Genomic DNA, 17,310 nt, shown 5'->3' on the forward strand with positions numbered 1-17,310 from the left:
TAATAATTGAATAAGTATATTAATTACAAATTAAACGTTGCTGTTGCGTTTGTTTCTTATAAGGTGTGGTTATCTTTACAATAATAAGTTTACATTGGTTATTATATGGGGTGATTTTGATATTATATTGCCAATCAGAAGGGACTAAATAATCAGCTGTTTGGGGGTAACTATCAAGCAGCTGAAAAGCAATTTGTGCTGCTTGTAATCTGTTTGTAAAAAAGTGGTATTTTTTTAACATTATTTGCTGATATTTTGTAAGACCAAGCAAAACAATGGCAAAAAGTAATGACGCTATCATGATTTCAATTAAGCTCAATCCTGCATCCTTTTGGTTATTCACAATCGCTATTCCTTTTTTCAGGGCAATAATCTAGCCAATGGCCTTTTTCGACAAGTAATTTGTGATTATCATAATGTGCTAGCATATAAAGAGAAAAATCATCGGCTTCACCTCGGATTAATGTGTAATTGTCTATTTTTAATAGTGATAATTTGATACATACTCTTAAGTGCAATATTGGCTCGGTTTTACATTGCCAATGATTAGAAGGCGGTTGCCAATCTTGTGTTACAGCCCAATTGAGTGAAGAGCTTGCTTGATTATATTGCTGATAATAATGTTGTTCTATTATGGTTGATTTTTTCCATGAGTTCGCCAAGAAGTCCAAACCAGTTAATAAAGTTAAACCAATTATCATTAAAATTATTACCATGGCAATTGCGCTCAATCCCAAGATAGAAATATTTTTTTGTTTAATTTGAATTTTCATTTTTGATAATTTTAGTTATTTCATACTTAATTTGTTCATGTTTTTTTAATTCAGCAGCTAAAAATATTTTGATAGTGTGTGTTTGTTGTTTAATCAAAAATTTAGTGATTCTAATTTCAGCAGGATCGAATATCCTTTGCCAGTTAGTGCCTTGGCAATCAATTGCCCCTGTTTTGTATTCAAGATTATTTTTATAGTATCGAAAGGTAAATATATCTGAATTATTGAGGTGAATAGAGTCATAAACCCATTCATGGCGACTTTTGCTATCGTATCGGATTATGATGCAATTTTGTTGTTGATTTATTTCTATAGCCTTTACTTTTGTTGAAGTAGGATGGTTAGCAATAAAGCCTGCGCGTTTTATGTCTTTAGATAATCCAGACAAAGCGTGATTAATGGTTTGTTGTAAATGCATCATTTGATAATATTTCTGGCTGTTTATTTGTAGCTGAGAATAAAAAGATGCGCTGCCAATGATAATTAAACTCGATAACATAACACTTATTAACATTTCAAGAAGCGAGAAACCTGATGTTTTTAGCATGGCGGTAAACCAGATAAATAGCTTTTTTGGTGGCAAAAACGAACACGCCCACGAAAGGAGATTAACACTTTTGTTTCGCCAGTTTCATTTTTAAGTTGAAATGATGCGGTTTGTGCCATATTTCGACGTCCCCAAAATGCAAGCGTTTTTTTATCTGTTAACCCACTGATTGTAACTGAGTTGTTTGGTTTGATAAATTGAAACTCTCCTTGATTACAAGTAGTTGGGCGTTCTCCTTCACTAATTGATAAACACCAAGGGGATAAAAAAAGATAAATGTTGTAGGTTTTATTATTGGTATAAGCTTTAAACTGAGCTTCATTTAAAAAATAGGCTAGCTGTTTTGTTGTTGTCATTAGTTCATTACGAAGATGTAACGTTTTCCAATGAGATATACCGATTGAAATCATAATGGCACTTATGCAAATAATCACTAAAAGCTCTAATAATGAAAATCCCGAATTTTGCATAAATTTTTCTTTATTAAAAATGATGATATAGCTGTTATTGTAACTGCTAGTTGATTAATGTTATTTTTAGAAGATAAAGTTGGGCTTCGTTTCACAGATATTTTTGTTTTTTTTCAAGTAAAATAGTGGGGATATGATAAACGCACTTAAAAAGTACTGATTATTATATTATACTGTGGATCTATTTATATTACCTAATGGGCTTATAAGTTAAAGGAAACTTGAGATGCAACAACTACAAACTATTATTGAAGCAGCATTTGAACGCCGCGCTGAAATTACACCTTCCAATGTCGATACAGTAACCCGTGATGCAATTAATCAATCTATTGATTTATTAGATAGCGGTAAGATGCGTGTCGCTGAAAAAATCAATGGTGATTGGGTAACTCATCAATGGTTAAAAAAAGCTGTTTTGCTCTCTTTCCGTATTAACGAAAACCAACTGATTGATGGCGGTCCGACTAATTATTATGACAAAGTGCCATTAAAATTTGCTGAATATGATGCAGCAAGATTCCAACAAGAAGGTTTCCGTGTTGTTCCATCAGCTATTGCTCGTAAAGGTGCCTATGTTGCTCGGAATACTGTATTGATGCCATCTTATGTCAATATTGGTGCTTATGTCGATGAAGGTACGATGGTAGATACATGGGTAACTGTTGGTTCTTGTGCACAAATTGGTAAAAATGTGCATTTATCAGGTGGTGTAGGTATTGGTGGTGTCTTAGAACCACTTCAAGCAAATCCAACCATTATTGAAGACAACTGTTTTATCGGTGCACGTAGTGAAATTGTTGAAGGCGTAATTGTCGAAGAAGGCAGTGTGATTTCAATGGGTGTATTTATTGGTCAAAGTACCAAAATTTATGACCGTGCTACAGGTGAAGTTTATTATGGACGTGTACCAGCAGGTTCTGTGGTTGTTTCTGGTAACTTGCCAACGAAAGATGGTAAATATAGTCTTTATTGTGCGGTTATTGTGAAAAAAGTGGATGCTAAAACATTAGGTAAAGTAGGTATTAATGAATTGCTTCGTACTATCGACTAATTCACACTTATATTTTAAAGTCGCCTAATTATTGTTAGGCGGCAATTATTCTATTTATTAATTAGATAATTTAGATTTATAACCATTAGAAGAGGAGAATTTATGCCTTCTTTTGATATTGTTTCAGAAATTCAAATGCCTGAAGTTAAAAATGGTGTTGAAAATGCCACTCGAGAGTTAGCTACTCGCTGGGATTTTAAAAACGTTGAAGCATCGTTTGAATTAAATGAAAAAAATGAAACAATTAAAGTAACAAGCCAATCTGATTTCCAAGTACAGCAATTACTTGATATTCTACGTGATAAGCTGGCTAAACGTGGTATTGATGGAGGCGCGCTTGAAATTCCTGAAGAAATGGAACATAGCGGTAAATTTTATAGCGTTACAGTTAAACTTAAGCAGGGTATTGATAAAGAGTTGGCTAAGAAAATTGTCAAACTGATCAAAGACAGTAAGCTTAAAGTTCAAGCACAAGTCCAAGGTGAGCAGGTTCGTGTAACGGGTAAATCTCGTGATGATTTGCAAGCCGTTATAGCGTTAGTTAAAAATGGTGAATTAGGACAGCCGTTTCAATTTACTAACTTTAGAGACTAATTTTTTCAATAATAATTTGCCGATATTCATCGGCGATTTTCCTTTCAAAATCCATCATGCAAACCGAAAACTAGTTTTAGGATAGTGTCATTCCATTATAATAATTTTATAGCAATAAAATTGTGTTGTTTTATATGCTAAAAGAATTTAATTGTTGATAACTACTGTTGTAAATAACGAGATTTTTAATAATGAAAGCATTATGTTATTAACCTATATCTTCACTTAACGATCATAAATGTTAACCATGATAAAAATATGATATGGAGCTGTTTGTTAATACTCGTGCAATTCAGAACCTATATTAGGTATAGACGCTATGTTTTCTGATAATTATTTACATTGAAAAAAAGTGGAAGGTATTACTTAGTGTCTTTTTTTATGAAAAAATTTACAGTTATTGACTGTAGCTTACCATTTTGATTTTTATTATTTTAATTTAATGGTTATTATAATGTTAACAAATCCTAAAAATAACAAAGAGAATCATTATGAATAATAAAGCTTTTAAGCATATTCCATGGATCGTTCTAGCCTTTATTGGTGCATGTTGTTTAGCTGTCGTTGCATTACGGCGAGGTGAGCATGTTAGTGCCCTTTGGATTGTTGCTGCTTCAGTTTCGATCTACCTTGTTGCCTATCGATATTACAGTATGTATATTGCCAAAAGCGTCATGCGGTTAGATCCAACTCGTGCAACACCAGCGGTCATTAATAATGATGGTTTAAATTATGTTCCAACAAATAAATATGTATTATTTGGACACCATTTTGCCGCAATTGCTGGTGCAGGTCCATTAGTTGGTCCGGTACTAGCGGCACAAGTCGGTTATTTACCCGGCACACTTTGGTTACTTGCTGGTGTTGTTTTTGCAGGTGCGGTACAAGACTTTATGGTGTTGTTTTTATCATCTCGCCGAAATGGCTCTTCCTTAGGGGAAATGATTAAAGAAGAAATGGGATCTATTCCCGGTACCATTGCATTATTTGGTTGTTTCTTAATTATGCTAATCATATTGGCAGTATTAGCGCTTATTGTTGTTAAAGCACTGGCTGAAAGTCCATGGGGAGTATTTACTGTTTGTTCAACTGTTCCAATCGCTTTATTTATGGGAATCTATATGAGATTCCTAAGACCAGGTCGTGTAGGTGAAGTGTCTATTATTGGTATTGTATTGCTTATTTTATCTATTTGGTTTGGTGGTGTTATAGCGCATGATCCTTACTGGGGACCGGCATTAACATTTAAAGCAACTACTATCACTTATGCATTAATAGGTTATGCTCTAGTGTCTGCAATGTTACCTGTATGGCTAATTTTGGCACCACGTGATTATTTAGCAACATTCTTAAAGATTGGTGTGATTGTTGGTTTAGCTATTGGTATTGTGATTTTAAATCCTGACTTAAAAATGCCTGATATCACCAAATATATTGATGGTAGTGGACCAGTTTGGAAAGGTTCATTATTCCCATTTTTATTTATTACTATTGCTTGTGGTGCGGTTTCAGGTTTCCATGCATTAATCTCTTCAGGTACGACACCAAAATTGCTAGCTAATGAAACTGATGCGCGTTTTATTGGTTATGGAGCAATGTTAATGGAATCTTTCGTAGCAATGATGGCTCTAGTTGCAGCATCAATTATTGAACCGGGACTTTATTTTGCAATGAATACTCCTCCTTCTGCTTTAGGTATCACTATGCCCGATCTTCATAAGCTAGGTACAGATGATGCACCGATGATCATGGAGCAATTAAAAAACGTGACGGCACATGCTGCCGCTACTGTAAGTTCTTGGGGATTTGTTATCTCTCCTGAAGATATTTTGCAAACGGCAAAAGATATTGGTGAACCATCAGTACTTAATCGTGCTGGCGGAGCCCCGACTTTAGCTGTGGGTATTGCTTATGTATTCCACCAAATTATCCCAGGCGCAAATATGGGCTTTTGGTACCATTTTGGTATTTTGTTTGAAGCGCTATTTATTTTAACCGCACTTGATGCAGGTACTCGTTCTGGACGCTTTATGCTACAAGATTTATTAGGTAATTTTGTTCCATTTTTGAAAAAAACAGACTCGCTTATTGCAGGTTTTATTGGTACGTTAGGTTGTGTAGGCTTATGGGGATATTTACTCTATCAAGGCGTTGTTGATCCATTAGGTGGTGTTAAAAGCTTGTGGCCACTATTTGGGATTTCTAATCAAATGTTAGCTGCAGTTGCATTAGTTTTAGCAACCGTTGTATTAATTAAAATGAAACGTGCGCAATATATTTGGGTAACTATTATTCCTGCTATCTGGTTGTTAATTTGTACCACTTGGGCTCTTGCTTTGAAGTTATTCAGTCAGGATCCAAAACTAGAAGGGTTCTTCTATTTAGCGAAGGAATATAATCGTCGCATTACGCAAGGTAGTAATTTAACGCCACATCAGATCGATAATATGCATCACATTGTTATTAATAATTATACCAATGCCGGTTTAAGTATTTTATTCTTATTGGTTGTTTACAGTATTATCTTTTTTGGTATTAAAACAGCACTGAAAGTACGTAATAATAAACAAAGAACCGATAAAGAAACTGCTTATGTACCCATTCCTGAAGGTGGCGTAAAGACGTCAATGTCACATTAGTGAATACTTAAAAGGTGCTTATAAGCACCTTTTATTGTAATGAATTTTTGATTTTATTTTTTTCAATAAAATAGCTAAATTGTATTTTTTAAGATGTCATGCTTCAATTGAGCTCAGCAGTCTAATGGCATCATTTATCATTAGCCAGCTTATATTACTATAAATTATTTATCCAACGATAATAAGAACATTAAAATAACAAATTATTTTTTATAAAACTTAATGATTTTTTTAATATTGCACAATTTAGATTTAATAAAATAAGGCGCACTTTTTGTCGAATTAAATAAATAACATTTCTTTATTATACTATTGGTTCAACGCTTAACATTATTCCATCTACAGCAATAATTATTACTGATTGGCCAACTTTTAAATCTTTATCACATCTTGCAGACCATGTTCCATCTTTGATTTTTACTCGTCCTGAACCATTGACAATAGCATCAGTAACAATAGTTTTAATACCAATTAAATCTTGTTGTGGCTGATTGATTTCGCCTTTGCTTGATTTATCTTTTCCTTGCTTTTTGAGCCAAACCCACCAAAGGTAAGCTGATACAAGCGTTAGAATTGCAAATAAGATCCACAAAAGTGGCCAAGAAAGAGGTAAAATCCAAGCAATTAAACCAACAATAATGGCTGCGATCCCACTCCAAAGCCCGTATCCGCCGGTACCCAGCAATTCTATAATCAGCAAAATGCCGCCTAAAGCAATAAATACCCAATGAGGTGAATTATAAAAAACCATAAAAAAATCATTCATTATCAATTACCTTTAAAATTTATTCAGTAAAAACCTTAAACATAGCGTTTATAGATTTTGTCAAAAAGTTTTAAGAAAACACTATGTTTAAGTATAAAAATTGATTTTTTATTTCGTATTTTTTATTAATTCAGCAATACCGCCAATGCTACCCATTAAACTTGAGGCATCAAGTGGCATCATAATAACTTTACTGTTATCAGATGAGCCAATTTGTTGTAACGCTTCAGTATATTTTTGGGCAACAAAGTAATTAATTGCATTAATATTACCTGCAGCAATAGCATCGGATACCATTTGAGTTGCTCTTGCTTCGGCTTCGGCTGCACGCTCACGCGCTTCGGCTTGTAAAAAGGCAGATTGTCTTTCACCTTCTGCTTTTAAAATTTCAGATTGTTTTTCACCTTCAGAGCGTAAAATCGCTGCTTGGCGAACACCTTCTGCTTCAAGAATTTCAGCACGTTTATTACGTTCTGCTTTCATTTGCGCGTTCATCGCTGCAATCAATTCAGCAGGTGGGCGAACATCTCGAATTTCGATACGGGTAATTTTGATTCCCCATGGGCTAGTTGCATCATCAACAATACTTAGTAACTTAGAGTTAATATGATCACGTTGTGATAACATTTCATCTAATTCCATGCTACCTAAAACAGTACGAATATTAGTCATCATTAAATTAATTACTGCACGCTCTAATTGATTGACTTGGTATGCAGCTCTAGCTGCTTCTTGTACTTGAATAAAGCAAACCGCATCAATTTGCACATTAGCATTATCTTTTGAAATGACTTCTTGTGATGGAATATCGAGTACTTGCTCCATCATATTAATTTTACGACCAACACCATCCATAAATGGAATAATGATATTTAAACCGGGTTCAAGTGTATGGGTATATTTACCAAAACGTTCAATAGTATATTGGTATCCTTGAGGAACAATTGTTATGGCCTTTAAAACAGTAGTTAACGCAAGTAAAACGATAACGCCGATGACTATATAAAATACTGGCATAGTTCAAAAATCCTTATAATTTTTTATAATAAAAATGAGCTAATCATTTTATAGGTTATTGAATTTTTTTGCTAGTTATAAATGAAAAGGCTTGTTCACGTCCATTTTCAAGTTTATTTTTAAGAATAAATAATTTCTTGACAATGTGCTATTGAACTAGTTTAATAGTACATAATTTATTTTAAACCGATAAAAATGATGATAGCACAATATTTACATTTTATTACTCGTCAATTCACTAGTTTTGGTTGGTGGTGCATTACTTTTTGTGGGTGATGTGATGATATATTGTTTTTTTACAAAACCCGCTTTATGCGGGTTTTTTAGTTTCTGGATGTTAAACGAATCAGTCTAAATAAAAATTTAAATGTAGAGAGCAAACAATGAATAAGCCAATATTAACTCAGATAACCAAGACGATAGGTTATTATCAAGATCCAACTCAAGTGTTTTATCAATTGTGTGATAATAAACCGGCAACGTTGTTACTAGAATCAGCCGAAATTGATAATAAGCAAGGAATTAAAAGTGTCATGATTGTCGATAGTGCATTACGTATTTCGGCAATAAATAATGAAGTGACTTTTAAAGCATTGACTACAAATGGTGAAAAGCTATTACCTTTATTACAACAGGCTTTTACTGACAAGTTAGATAATGTACAACTCGATGAACAAACACTTAAATTGGTATTTCCTTCTATTGATAGTATGCAAGATGAAGATTCAAGATTAAAGTCACTATCAGTTTTTGATGCATTACGCACACTATTGACTATAGTAGATACCCCTGAACAATGTGGTCAAGATGCGATTTTTGTTGGTGGGCTATTTTGTTACGATCTTGTAGCTGGGTTTGAAAACTTACCTAATTTACCTACTGAGCAGCGTTGTGAAGATTTCTGTTTTTATTTAGCTGAAACAATATTAGAAATAAATCATAAAGATTATAAATCTATTTTAAAAACGACGATTTTTACTTCTGATTCAAAAGAAACTGAGCGCTTAACACAACGGTTAGCTAATTTACAAGCAACATTAAATAGCCCAATGAAAGCCATTCATACTCAGTCCCTTGCTAATATTGATGTGACATGTAATAAAAGTGATGATGATTTCAATACAGTTATCAAAAAAATGCAAGATGCAATTGAGCAGGGGGAGATTTTTCAAGTAGTACCTTCACGGCGTTTTAAATTGCCTTGCCCTGAGCCATTATCGGCTTATCAGGTATTAAAAACCAATAATCCAAGTCCTTACATGTTTTATATGCAAGATAGTGATTTTGTATTATTTGGCGCCTCGCCTGAAAGTGCACTTAAGTATACAAAAGCAACTAATCAAGTTGAAATCTACCCAATTGCCGGTACTCGTCCACGTGGATTAACAACAAATGGTGAAGTGGATTTTGATTTAGATAGTAGGTTAGAGCTTGAAATGCGTACCGATAAAAAAGAACTAGCTGAACATTTAATGTTAGTTGATTTAGTGCGAAATGATTTAGCACGTATTTGTAAACCTGGTACCCGTTATACCAAAGATTTGTTAAAAGTGGATCGTTACTCTTTTGTGATGCATTTAGTTTCACGTGTGGTTGGGCAGTTACGAAGTGATTTAGATGCGCTCCATGCTTATCAAGCCACTATGAATATGGGAACATTAACAGGAGCCCCCAAAGTTCGTGCGATGCAATTAATTGCTGAATCAGAAAAAGTTAAACGTGGTAGCTATGGTGGTGCTGTTGGCTATTTTACTGCGAATGGCGATCTTGATACCTGTATTGTGATTCGTAGTGCCTATGTCGAAGATGGCATAGCGACAGTACAAGCGGGTAGTGGTGTGGTGCTAGATTCAAAGCCACAATCAGAATCTGATGAATCACGTAATAAAGCACGTGCAGTAATTCGAGCTATCATGGCGGCGCATAATGTAGAAGGTGTATTCTAATGGCTAATATCTTATTTATTGATAATATTGATTCTTTTACATATAACTTAGTTGATCAATTACGTAATAGTCAGCATTGTGTGACAATTTATCGAAATACTATTCCAGCAAATATAATTATTGAAAAACTGTCACAAATGCAAAACCCTATTTTAATGTTATCACCAGGTCCAGGAGCACCAAGTGACGCTGGATGTATGCCAGAACTGTTAAAACGTTTAAAAGGTAAATTGCCTATTATTGGTATCTGCCTTGGTCATCAAGCGATTGTTGAATCTTATGGTGGCAGTATTGTGCCGGCTGGCGATATTTTGCATGGTAAGGCATCTTTAATTGAGCATGACGAGCAAGCGATGTTTAAAGGATTACCGAATCCGCTACCGGTCGCTCGTTATCACTCTTTAAAAGGTGAAAATATTCCAAAAACACTAACCATCAATGCGCTTTGCAATAATATTGTCATGGCAGTTCGTAATGATGAGGATCGGGTTTGCGGTTTTCAATTTCATCCAGAATCAATATTAACTATTCAAGGTGTAGAATTATTAGAACAAACTATTAAATGGGCACTAAATCCTCCTCAAAAACAAGATAAGCCAAAACAGGAGGCTATTGTTGATAAGCAAGAGTACAATATTCAACCTATTGTTAATAAATTATATTTAGGGCAAGCTCTTACACAAGAAGAAAGTAAAATACTATTTAGTTTAATTATCCAAGGTAAGATTGAACCAACTGTATTGGCTACCGCAATAATTAGTATGAAAGTTCGCGGTGAAAAACCGGATGAAATAGCAGGGGCAGCTTTAGCATTGCTTGAGAATGCCGATCTTTTTGATTCTCCAGATTATGATTTTACTGATATTGTTGGTACTGGGGGTGATGGCACCAATAGCATTAACATTTCAACAGCTAGTGCTTTTGTGGCTGCAGCATTAGGTTATAAAGTGGCTAAACATGGTAATCGTGGTGTATCAAGTAAATCGGGCTCTTCTGATGTGCTTTCTGCCTTAGGCATTAAATTAAATATGTCAGCACAAACATCTCGCAAGGCATTAGATGAACTTGGCGTGTGCTTTTTATTTGCCCAGCAATATCATTCAGGTTTTCGCCATGCAGCACCAATACGCCAACAATTAAAAACTCGGACCATTTTTAATGTGTTAGGGCCATTGATTAATCCATCTCGTCCTAAACGTATTTTATTAGGCGTGTATCATCCAGATTTGATCCAACCGATTGCTGAAACATTAAAAATGCTTAATTATAAACATGCTTATGTGGTGCATGGTGCAGGAATGGACGAAGTTGCTATTCATGGTAAAACTGACGTTGCTGAAGTTAAAGATGGTGAAATTCGTTATTTTACGCTTAAACCTGACGATTTTGGCTTGCCAACATTTACCTTAAAAGATATTGAAGGGGGTACACCTGAGCAGAATCGTGATATGTTAATTGCCATTTTACAAGGTTACGGAAAACCAGCACACCAATCAGCAATTGCCGCTAATGTTGCGATGTTAATGAGCTTATTTGGCGAGTCAAATTTAAAACAAAATGCACAACGGGCAATTGAAATGATGCAAAGTGGTAAACCTTATGCATTATTACAACAACTAGCAGCAAGATAATAAGTGGAGAATAATATGGCAATTGCAGCATTAGAAAAAAATGTTGAAATGGCAACAGTATTGAAAAAAATCATTGAAGATAAACAAACATGGTTAACTGAGCAGTTAGCAGTAAAGCCAATTAATACCTTTAAATCAGCGATATTCCCTAGTGATCGCAATTTTTATCAAGCGTTAAATCAACCTAAAACGGTTTTTATTTTAGAGTGTAAAAAAGCGTCGCCATCAAAAGGATTGATTCGGGATGATTTTGATCCAGCCTCTATTGCTAAAGTTTATAAAGATTATGCTTCAGTAGTTTCAGTATTAACTGATGAAAAATATTTTCAAGGTAGCTTTGAATTTTTACCTACAGTTCGTAATCAAGTCACACAACCAGTACTTTGTAAGGACTTTATTATTGATGAATATCAGATCTATTTAGCGCGTTATTATCAAGCAGACGCAGTACTATTAATGCTATCTGTATTAACGGATGATGAATATCGTCATCTAAGTAACATTGCTCATAAGCTCAATATGGGTATATTGACAGAAGCTAGTACTGAAAACGAAGTTGAAAGAGCCATCCAACTGGGGGCGAAAGTAATCGGTATTAATAATCGTAACTTAAGGGATCTAACGGTTGATCTAAATCGGGTAAAAGTCTTAGCCAAATCAATTCCTAACGATCGCATTATTATTAGTGAATCAGGTATTTATACTCACAATCAGGTTAAAGAACTCAGTTGTTTTGCAGATGGATTCTTAATTGGCAGTGCGTTAATGTCTGAACCAAATTTAACTTTGGCAATTCGTAAGGTGATGTTAGGCGAAAATAAAGTCTGTGGCTTAACTCGAACCGAAGATGCTGTTAGTGCTTATCAAGCTGGTGCAGTCTATGGTGGTTTGATTTTTGTTACAAATTCAGCGCGTTATATACAGCCAATTAGGGCTCGAACAGTTATTGCTGCAGCACCACTTAATTGGGTTGGTGTATTTCGAAATGAAGAGATCGAAACAGTAGTTCAAATAACAAAACAGTTATCCTTGTATGCTGTCCAACTTCATGGAAATGAAGATGAAAACTATATCGAAACGTTGCGACAAGAATTACCCAGAACTTGCCAAATTTGGAAAGCATTAAGTATTGGTAGCACCATCCCTAAACATAATAATCCCTTAATCTCACGTTATCTGTTTGATAACGGCGGTGGTGGTACAGGTAAATGTTTTGATTGGACAATGCTCTCTAATCACAATTTAAATAATGTCATTTTAGCTGGGGGAATTAACTCAAAAAATATAAAGTCAGCTTTAGCAACAGGAGTGATAGGTGTTGATCTAAACTCTGGTGTTGAAATATCCCCAGGAATTAAAGATAAACAAAAAATCCAAGCTGTATTTGAACAAATTTAATTTTTATTTAAAAAAAAGGAATAGTTATGTCTAAGTTAAATCCTTACTTTGGCGAATTTGGTGGGCAATATGTTCCTCAAATATTAATGCCAGTGCTTGAACAACTTGAAGATGCTTTTATCTCTGCAGTCAACGATCCAAACTTTCAGAAAGAGTTTAACGACTTATTAGTTAACTATGCTGGTAGACCAACAGCATTAACTTTATGTAAAAATCTAACGGCAGGCACCAAAACCAAGCTTTACTTAAAACGAGAAGATTTAGTGCATGGTGGTGCGCACAAAACTAACCAAGTTTTAGGACAAGCATTGCTTGCTAAAAGAATGGGTAAAACTGAAATTATAGCCGAAACAGGTGCAGGGCAACATGGAGTTGCTTCAGCTTTAGCCTGCGCACTACTTGGCTTAAAATGCCGAATTTACATGGGCGCCAAAGATGTTAAACGCCAAGCACCTAACGTATTTAGAATGCGACTGATGGGCGCAACAGTCATCCCAGTTGAAACGGGTTCAGCAACATTAAAAGATGCGTGTAACGAGGCATTACGCGATTGGTCTGGCAGTTATGAGAAAGCGCATTATATGTTAGGTACTGCAGCTGGTCCGCATCCTTTTCCAACAATTGTACGTGAATTTCAACAGATGATCAGCCGTGAAGCTAAACAACAAATCCTTGAAAAAGAAGGACGTTTGCCTGATGCAGTAATTGCATGTGTTGGTGGTGGTTCAAACGCAATTGGTATGTTTGCTAATTTTATTGATGATAAATCCGTCAAATTAATTGGTGTAGAGCCAGGAGGTCATGGGATTGAAAGTGGCAAACATGGAGCTTCGCTAAAACATGGTAAGCTTGGCATCTATTTCGGTATGAAATCGCCGATGATGCAAACGGAAGAAGGACAAATTGAAGAATCTTATTCAATATCGGCAGGGTTAGATTTTCCATCAGTTGGTCCACAGCATGCGTATTTAGATAGTATTGGTCGAGCTGATTATGTGTCAATTACTGATGATGAAGCGCTTGATGCATTTAAAGCGTTATCACGACATGAAGGTATTATTCCTGCGTTAGAATCATCGCATGCATTAGCTTATGCTATGAAAATGATAAAAGAAAATCCAACTAAAGAACAGCTACTAATAGTTAACCTGTCAGGGCGTGGCGATAAAGATATCTTTACCGTTTATGATATTTTAAAAGCAAAAGGAGAAATCGAATGAGCCGTTATCAAAAACTGTTTGCAACATTAACAGCCGAAAAACGAGGCGCTTTTGTTCCTTTTGTTCCAGTCGGTGACCCAACGCCAGAACTGTCATTTAAAATCATTCAAACTTTAATTGAATCTGGCGCTGATGCACTAGAGCTTGGGATCCCATTTTCAGATCCGATGGCCGATGGTCCAACTATTCAAAATGCCAATATTCGGGCATTTAAAGCAGGAATAACAGTTGAAAAGTGTTTTGAAATTTTAACCAATGTCAGAGCACAATACACCAATATTCCAATAGGATTACTTATTTATGCTAATTTAGTTTTCAAAAATGGTATCGACGAATTTTATGCCAAGTGTGCCAAAGCGGGAGTTGATTCAGTATTGATTGCTGATTTGCCAGCTCAATATGCACAAGAATTTACAGTGGCCGCAAAAAAATACAATATAGCGCCAATTTTTATTTGCCCACCTAATGCTGATGATAAAGTCATTCAAAGTATTGCTAAGCAAGGTAAAGGTTATACTTATTTGGTATCACGAGCAGGTGTTACTGGTGCTGAAAATCGAGCTAACAAACCGCTTACCCATCTGATAAAGAAATTAATTGAGTTTGGCGCTCCACCTGCGTTACAAGGGTTTGGTATTTCAGAACCAACTCAAGTTAGCGAAGCGATTAAATCCGGTGCAGTTGGGGCAATTAGCGGATCGGCAACAGTAAAAATTATTGAGAAAAACCTCGACAATCCCGAACAAATGCTTAGCCAATTAGCCAAATTTGTTCAATCAATGAAACAGGCAACTAGCAAGTAATTTATATTACTTTATAGTACTAAATAGTGGGCACAATAATAGACTTGAAAATGAAATTATTGTGCCAATATGAGTTAAACAGTTATGCTTAAGTTAAGTGGTATGTATATTAAAATTGATGTGTAACATATTTTTAATAACTTTAAGTTTACTTATAAAACCAGTGTGATTTGCGGTTGCATTTTATTTAAAATGCCGTATAATTCTCATTCATCTATCGCGGGGTGGAGCAGCTTGGTAGCTCGTCGGGCTCATAACCCGAAGGTCGTTGGTTCAAATCCAGCCCCCGCAACCACTTAAATTTTCATTCATAAACCAATCTACCCTTTTTTATTTATGAAAGTTCGAAACAAGTGGCTTCATTATAGTTAGTATTTAAATGTAAGCCTCGCATGTCGAGGTTTTTTTTCGTGTTATCATTTAAACGTAAGTTTAAAAAATGTTGGGCTTTATGCCCTTTTTTATTTTCTGCAGTGGAGGTTTGTTTGGCTAATATAGAACAACAATTAACCGGCATTATCCAAGAACCAGTTAATGCACTTGGTTTTGAATTAGTCGGGGTTGAATATAGTCGTGGTCGTTACCCTATACTACGAGTCTATATCGATAGTGAAAATGGTATAACGGTTGATGATTGTGCTGATGTTAGCCGACAAATCAGTGCAGTTCTTGATGTTGAAGACCCTATCAAAGATGCTTACAATCTTGAAGTTTCATCGCCAGGAATGGACAGGCCGTTATTTACGCTTGAACATTACCAGCGTTTTATCGGCGAAGAAGTCACAGTGAGTCTACGTATTCCTGTTGCTAACCGTCGAAAATGGAAAGGACGAATTAAGTCTATCGACGGTGAAATGGTTACATTAACTGTCGATGATAATGATGAAGTGTTTGCTTTTAGTAATGTACAAAAAGCAAATATTGTACCTAATTTTAACCTTAAATAGAGTACGGATGTAAAAGGATGAATAAAGAAATTTTAGCTGTTGTTGAAGCTGTATCAAACGAAAAAGCGCTTACGCGCGACAAAATTTTCGAAGCACTAGAAACGGCATTAGCAACGGCCACTAAAAAGAAACACGCTGTTGATATTGACGTTATCGTAAAAATAGACCATAAAACAGGTGATTACGATACGTTCCGACGTTGGTTAGTTGTTAATGAAGTAACCCAACCAACCAAAGAAATGACAATAGATGCTGCACAATACGAAGATTCAAACGTAAAAATTGGTGATTATGTTCAAGAACAAATTGAATCTGTTGCCTTTGATCGTATTACTACGCAAACCGCAAAACAAGTGATCGTGCAAAAAGTCCGCGAAGCGGAGCGTGCCATGGTGATTGACATGTTTAGAAATCGTCTCGGCGATATTGTGACAGGAATCGTCAAAAAAACGAATCGTGATAGTGTGATTCTTGATTTAGGCAATAATGCTGATGCAATGATGTCACGCCATGATATGTTACCACGTGAAAACTTTCGCATCGGTGATCGTGTTCGAGGCATTTTATATCTTATTGAACAAGATAATAAACCTGCGCAACTTTGCCTCAGTCGTTCAAACCCTGAAATGATGGAAGAGCTATTTCGTATTGAAGTGCCTGAAATTGGCGAAGAGACGATTGACATTAAGGGTGTAGCTCGCGATCCTGGTTCGCGTGCTAAAATTGCGGTAAGCAGTAATGACCGCCGTATTGATCCCGTTGGTGCTTGTGTGGGAATGCGTGGTGCACGTGTTCAAGCCGTATCCAATGAGTTTGGTGGCGAGCGCATCGATATAGTTTTATGGGACGATAACCCAGCACAATACGTTATTAATGCCATGGCGCCAGCAGATGTTGTTTCCATTGTTGTTGATGAAGACAAACATACCATGGATGTAGCGGTTAATGCTGAAACCTTACCGCAAGCGATTGGTAGAAATGGACAAAATATCCGTTTAGCATCTCAGCTTACAGGTTGGACTTTAAATGTTATGAGCACCGAAGACTTGCAAGAAAAACATCATGCAGAGTCTTTTGCTGCAATCAATAATCTAATGAAGCATCTTGATATTGATGAGGAATTAGCAAAGTTATTGGTTGAAGAAGGCTTTACTTCTTTAGAAGAGCTTGCTTATGTGCCTGTTGATGAGTTGCTTGAAATTGAAGATCTTGATGAAGATTTGGTTGAAGCGTTAAGAAATCGAGCTAAAGATGCGTTAACAACAATAGCATTAGCAAATAGTGGCGATAAACGACCAGCCCAAGATTTATTAAATCTACCAGGAATGACACAAGAGTTAGCCTATCAATTAGCACAACATGATGTAATTACTTTGGAAGATTTAGCTGAACAAGGTACTGATGATCTAGTGGGGATAGACAGTTTAACAAGTAAACAAGCTGGCGATTTTATTATGGCTGCACGTAATATTTGTTGGTTTGCAAATGAATAATTGAGGGAAAGCAAT

The 17,310-nt window shown here is 35.6% G+C and carries 16 protein-coding genes and 1 tRNA gene; 11 read left to right on the top strand and 6 right to left on the bottom strand.

Annotated elements, in window-relative coordinates; genetic code table 11:
• Nucleotides 1-19 precede the first annotated feature (19 nt).
• The 4 genes from A9G48_RS05890 to A9G48_RS05905 are packed head-to-tail and all read right to left on the bottom strand — an operon-like array spanning nucleotide 20 to nucleotide 1,790.
• The gene (locus A9G48_RS05890) at nucleotides 20-343 is read right to left on the bottom strand and encodes a type IV pilus modification PilV family protein (RefSeq protein ID WP_051825032.1); all 324 of its coding nucleotides are present in this window, start codon (nucleotides 341-343) and stop codon (nucleotides 20-22) included.
• Nucleotides 336-773, bottom strand: coding sequence for a DUF2509 family protein (locus A9G48_RS05895; protein WP_034943747.1), 438 nt, complete (start codon nucleotides 771-773; stop codon nucleotides 336-338). Before A9G48_RS05895 ends, A9G48_RS05890 begins: the two co-directional genes overlap by 8 nt.
• A complete protein-coding gene (locus A9G48_RS05900) occupies nucleotides 757-1,356 on the bottom strand; it encodes a prepilin peptidase-dependent protein (protein ID WP_141670706.1) in 600 nt (199 codons plus the stop codon). The genes A9G48_RS05895 and A9G48_RS05900 overlap by 17 nt, the downstream gene beginning before the upstream one ends.
• Nucleotides 1,314-1,790, bottom strand: a complete 477-nt coding sequence (locus A9G48_RS05905) for a hypothetical protein (protein WP_034943739.1) — start codon at nucleotides 1,788-1,790, stop codon at nucleotides 1,314-1,316. The genes A9G48_RS05900 and A9G48_RS05905 overlap by 43 nt, the downstream gene beginning before the upstream one ends.
• Before the next feature lie 226 nt (nucleotides 1,791-2,016).
• Between A9G48_RS05905 and dapD the strand changes: the two genes are divergently transcribed.
• The 3 genes from dapD to A9G48_RS05920 all read left to right on the top strand — a co-directional run bounded on the left by dapD (nucleotide 2,017) and on the right by A9G48_RS05920 (nucleotide 6,074).
• Entirely contained in the window at nucleotides 2,017-2,841 is an 825-nt protein-coding gene (dapD, locus tag A9G48_RS05910) for a 2,3,4,5-tetrahydropyridine-2,6-dicarboxylate N-succinyltransferase (protein ID WP_034943736.1), read from the top strand.
• 102 nt (nucleotides 2,842-2,943) lie between these two features.
• Nucleotides 2,944-3,435 carry a YajQ family cyclic di-GMP-binding protein gene (locus A9G48_RS05915; protein WP_034943734.1) on the top strand — a complete coding sequence of 164 codons (492 nt, stop codon included), beginning with the start codon at nucleotides 2,944-2,946 and terminating at the stop codon, nucleotides 3,433-3,435.
• Nucleotides 3,436-3,926: 491 nt separating this feature from the next.
• Nucleotides 3,927-6,074, top strand: a complete 2,148-nt coding sequence (locus A9G48_RS05920; RefSeq protein WP_141670382.1) for a carbon starvation CstA family protein — start codon at nucleotides 3,927-3,929, stop codon at nucleotides 6,072-6,074.
• Nucleotides 6,075-6,378: 304 nt separating this feature from the next.
• Here A9G48_RS05920 and A9G48_RS05925 read toward each other — a convergent pair whose 3' ends face one another.
• Nucleotides 6,379-6,840: an NfeD family protein gene (locus A9G48_RS05925; RefSeq protein ID WP_202807409.1), complete on the bottom strand. Its 462-nt coding sequence runs from the start codon at nucleotides 6,838-6,840 to the stop codon at nucleotides 6,379-6,381.
• 108 nt (nucleotides 6,841-6,948) lie between these two features.
• Nucleotides 6,949-7,857: an SPFH domain-containing protein gene (locus A9G48_RS05930; protein ID WP_034943724.1), complete on the bottom strand. Its 909-nt coding sequence runs from the start codon at nucleotides 7,855-7,857 to the stop codon at nucleotides 6,949-6,951.
• Between the two features lie 383 nt (nucleotides 7,858-8,240).
• On the opposite strand from A9G48_RS05930, the gene A9G48_RS05935 reads away from it, so the two are divergent.
• The 8 genes from A9G48_RS05935 (at nucleotide 8,241) to nusA (ending at nucleotide 17,295) form a co-directional block, all read left to right on the top strand.
• Complete coding sequence (locus A9G48_RS05935) at nucleotides 8,241-9,803, top strand: anthranilate synthase component 1 (RefSeq protein WP_034943721.1); 1,563 nt, start codon at nucleotides 8,241-8,243, stop codon at nucleotides 9,801-9,803.
• Nucleotides 9,803-11,434, top strand: coding sequence for a bifunctional anthranilate synthase glutamate amidotransferase component TrpG/anthranilate phosphoribosyltransferase TrpD (gene trpD / locus A9G48_RS05940; RefSeq protein ID WP_034943718.1), 1,632 nt, complete (start codon nucleotides 9,803-9,805; stop codon nucleotides 11,432-11,434). Before A9G48_RS05935 ends, trpD begins: the two co-directional genes overlap by 1 nt.
• Before the next feature lie 15 nt (nucleotides 11,435-11,449).
• Nucleotides 11,450-12,832 (top strand): bifunctional indole-3-glycerol-phosphate synthase TrpC/phosphoribosylanthranilate isomerase TrpF, encoded by a 1,383-nt coding sequence (gene trpCF, locus A9G48_RS05945; RefSeq protein WP_065575946.1) that lies wholly within the window; start codon nucleotides 11,450-11,452, stop codon nucleotides 12,830-12,832.
• Between the two features lie 26 nt (nucleotides 12,833-12,858).
• Entirely contained in the window at nucleotides 12,859-14,052 is a 1,194-nt protein-coding gene (gene trpB / locus A9G48_RS05950; RefSeq protein ID WP_034943712.1) for a tryptophan synthase subunit beta, read from the top strand.
• Nucleotides 14,049-14,855 (top strand): tryptophan synthase subunit alpha, encoded by an 807-nt coding sequence (gene trpA / locus A9G48_RS05955; protein WP_034943708.1) that lies wholly within the window; start codon nucleotides 14,049-14,051, stop codon nucleotides 14,853-14,855. Before trpB ends, trpA begins: the two co-directional genes overlap by 4 nt.
• A gap of 218 nt (nucleotides 14,856-15,073) precedes the next feature.
• Nucleotides 15,074-15,150 (top strand) — tRNA-Met (locus A9G48_RS05960).
• A gap of 190 nt (nucleotides 15,151-15,340) precedes the next feature.
• Nucleotides 15,341-15,802, top strand: a complete 462-nt coding sequence (rimP, locus tag A9G48_RS05965; RefSeq protein WP_034944727.1) for a ribosome maturation factor RimP — start codon at nucleotides 15,341-15,343, stop codon at nucleotides 15,800-15,802.
• 17 nt (nucleotides 15,803-15,819) lie between these two features.
• Entirely contained in the window at nucleotides 15,820-17,295 is a 1,476-nt protein-coding gene (nusA, locus tag A9G48_RS05970) for a transcription termination factor NusA (RefSeq protein WP_065569387.1), read from the top strand.
• Nucleotides 17,296-17,310: the final 15 nt, after the last annotated feature.

The organism is Gilliamella sp. wkB18 (genome assembly GCF_001690875.1).
Taxonomy (GTDB): Bacteria; Pseudomonadota; Gammaproteobacteria; order Enterobacterales; family Orbaceae; genus Gilliamella; species Gilliamella apicola_A.

What these genes read in the sequence shown, in the direction of transcription:
- A9G48_RS05895 (WP_034943747.1), bottom strand. Translation starts at nt 773, where the DNA reads ATGAAAATTCAAATTAAACAAAAAAATATTTCTATCTTGGGATTGAGC.
- A9G48_RS05905 (WP_034943739.1), bottom strand. Translation starts at nt 1,790, where the DNA reads ATGCAAAATTCGGGATTTTCATTATTAGAGCTTTTAGTGATTATTTGC.
- dapD (WP_034943736.1), top strand. Translation starts at nt 2,017, where the DNA reads ATGCAACAACTACAAACTATTATTGAAGCAGCATTTGAACGCCGCGCT.
- A9G48_RS05915 (WP_034943734.1), top strand. Translation starts at nt 2,944, where the DNA reads ATGCCTTCTTTTGATATTGTTTCAGAAATTCAAATGCCTGAAGTTAAA.
- A9G48_RS05920 (WP_141670382.1), top strand. Translation starts at nt 3,927, where the DNA reads ATGAATAATAAAGCTTTTAAGCATATTCCATGGATCGTTCTAGCCTTT.
- A9G48_RS05925 (WP_202807409.1), bottom strand. Translation starts at nt 6,840, where the DNA reads ATGAATGATTTTTTTATGGTTTTTTATAATTCACCTCATTGGGTATTT.
- A9G48_RS05930 (WP_034943724.1), bottom strand. Translation starts at nt 7,857, where the DNA reads ATGCCAGTATTTTATATAGTCATCGGCGTTATCGTTTTACTTGCGTTA.
- A9G48_RS05935 (WP_034943721.1), top strand. Translation starts at nt 8,241, where the DNA reads ATGAATAAGCCAATATTAACTCAGATAACCAAGACGATAGGTTATTAT.
- trpD (WP_034943718.1), top strand. Translation starts at nt 9,803, where the DNA reads ATGGCTAATATCTTATTTATTGATAATATTGATTCTTTTACATATAAC.
- trpCF (WP_065575946.1), top strand. Translation starts at nt 11,450, where the DNA reads ATGGCAATTGCAGCATTAGAAAAAAATGTTGAAATGGCAACAGTATTG.
- trpB (WP_034943712.1), top strand. Translation starts at nt 12,859, where the DNA reads ATGTCTAAGTTAAATCCTTACTTTGGCGAATTTGGTGGGCAATATGTT.
- trpA (WP_034943708.1), top strand. Translation starts at nt 14,049, where the DNA reads ATGAGCCGTTATCAAAAACTGTTTGCAACATTAACAGCCGAAAAACGA.
- nusA (WP_065569387.1), top strand. Translation starts at nt 15,820, where the DNA reads ATGAATAAAGAAATTTTAGCTGTTGTTGAAGCTGTATCAAACGAAAAA.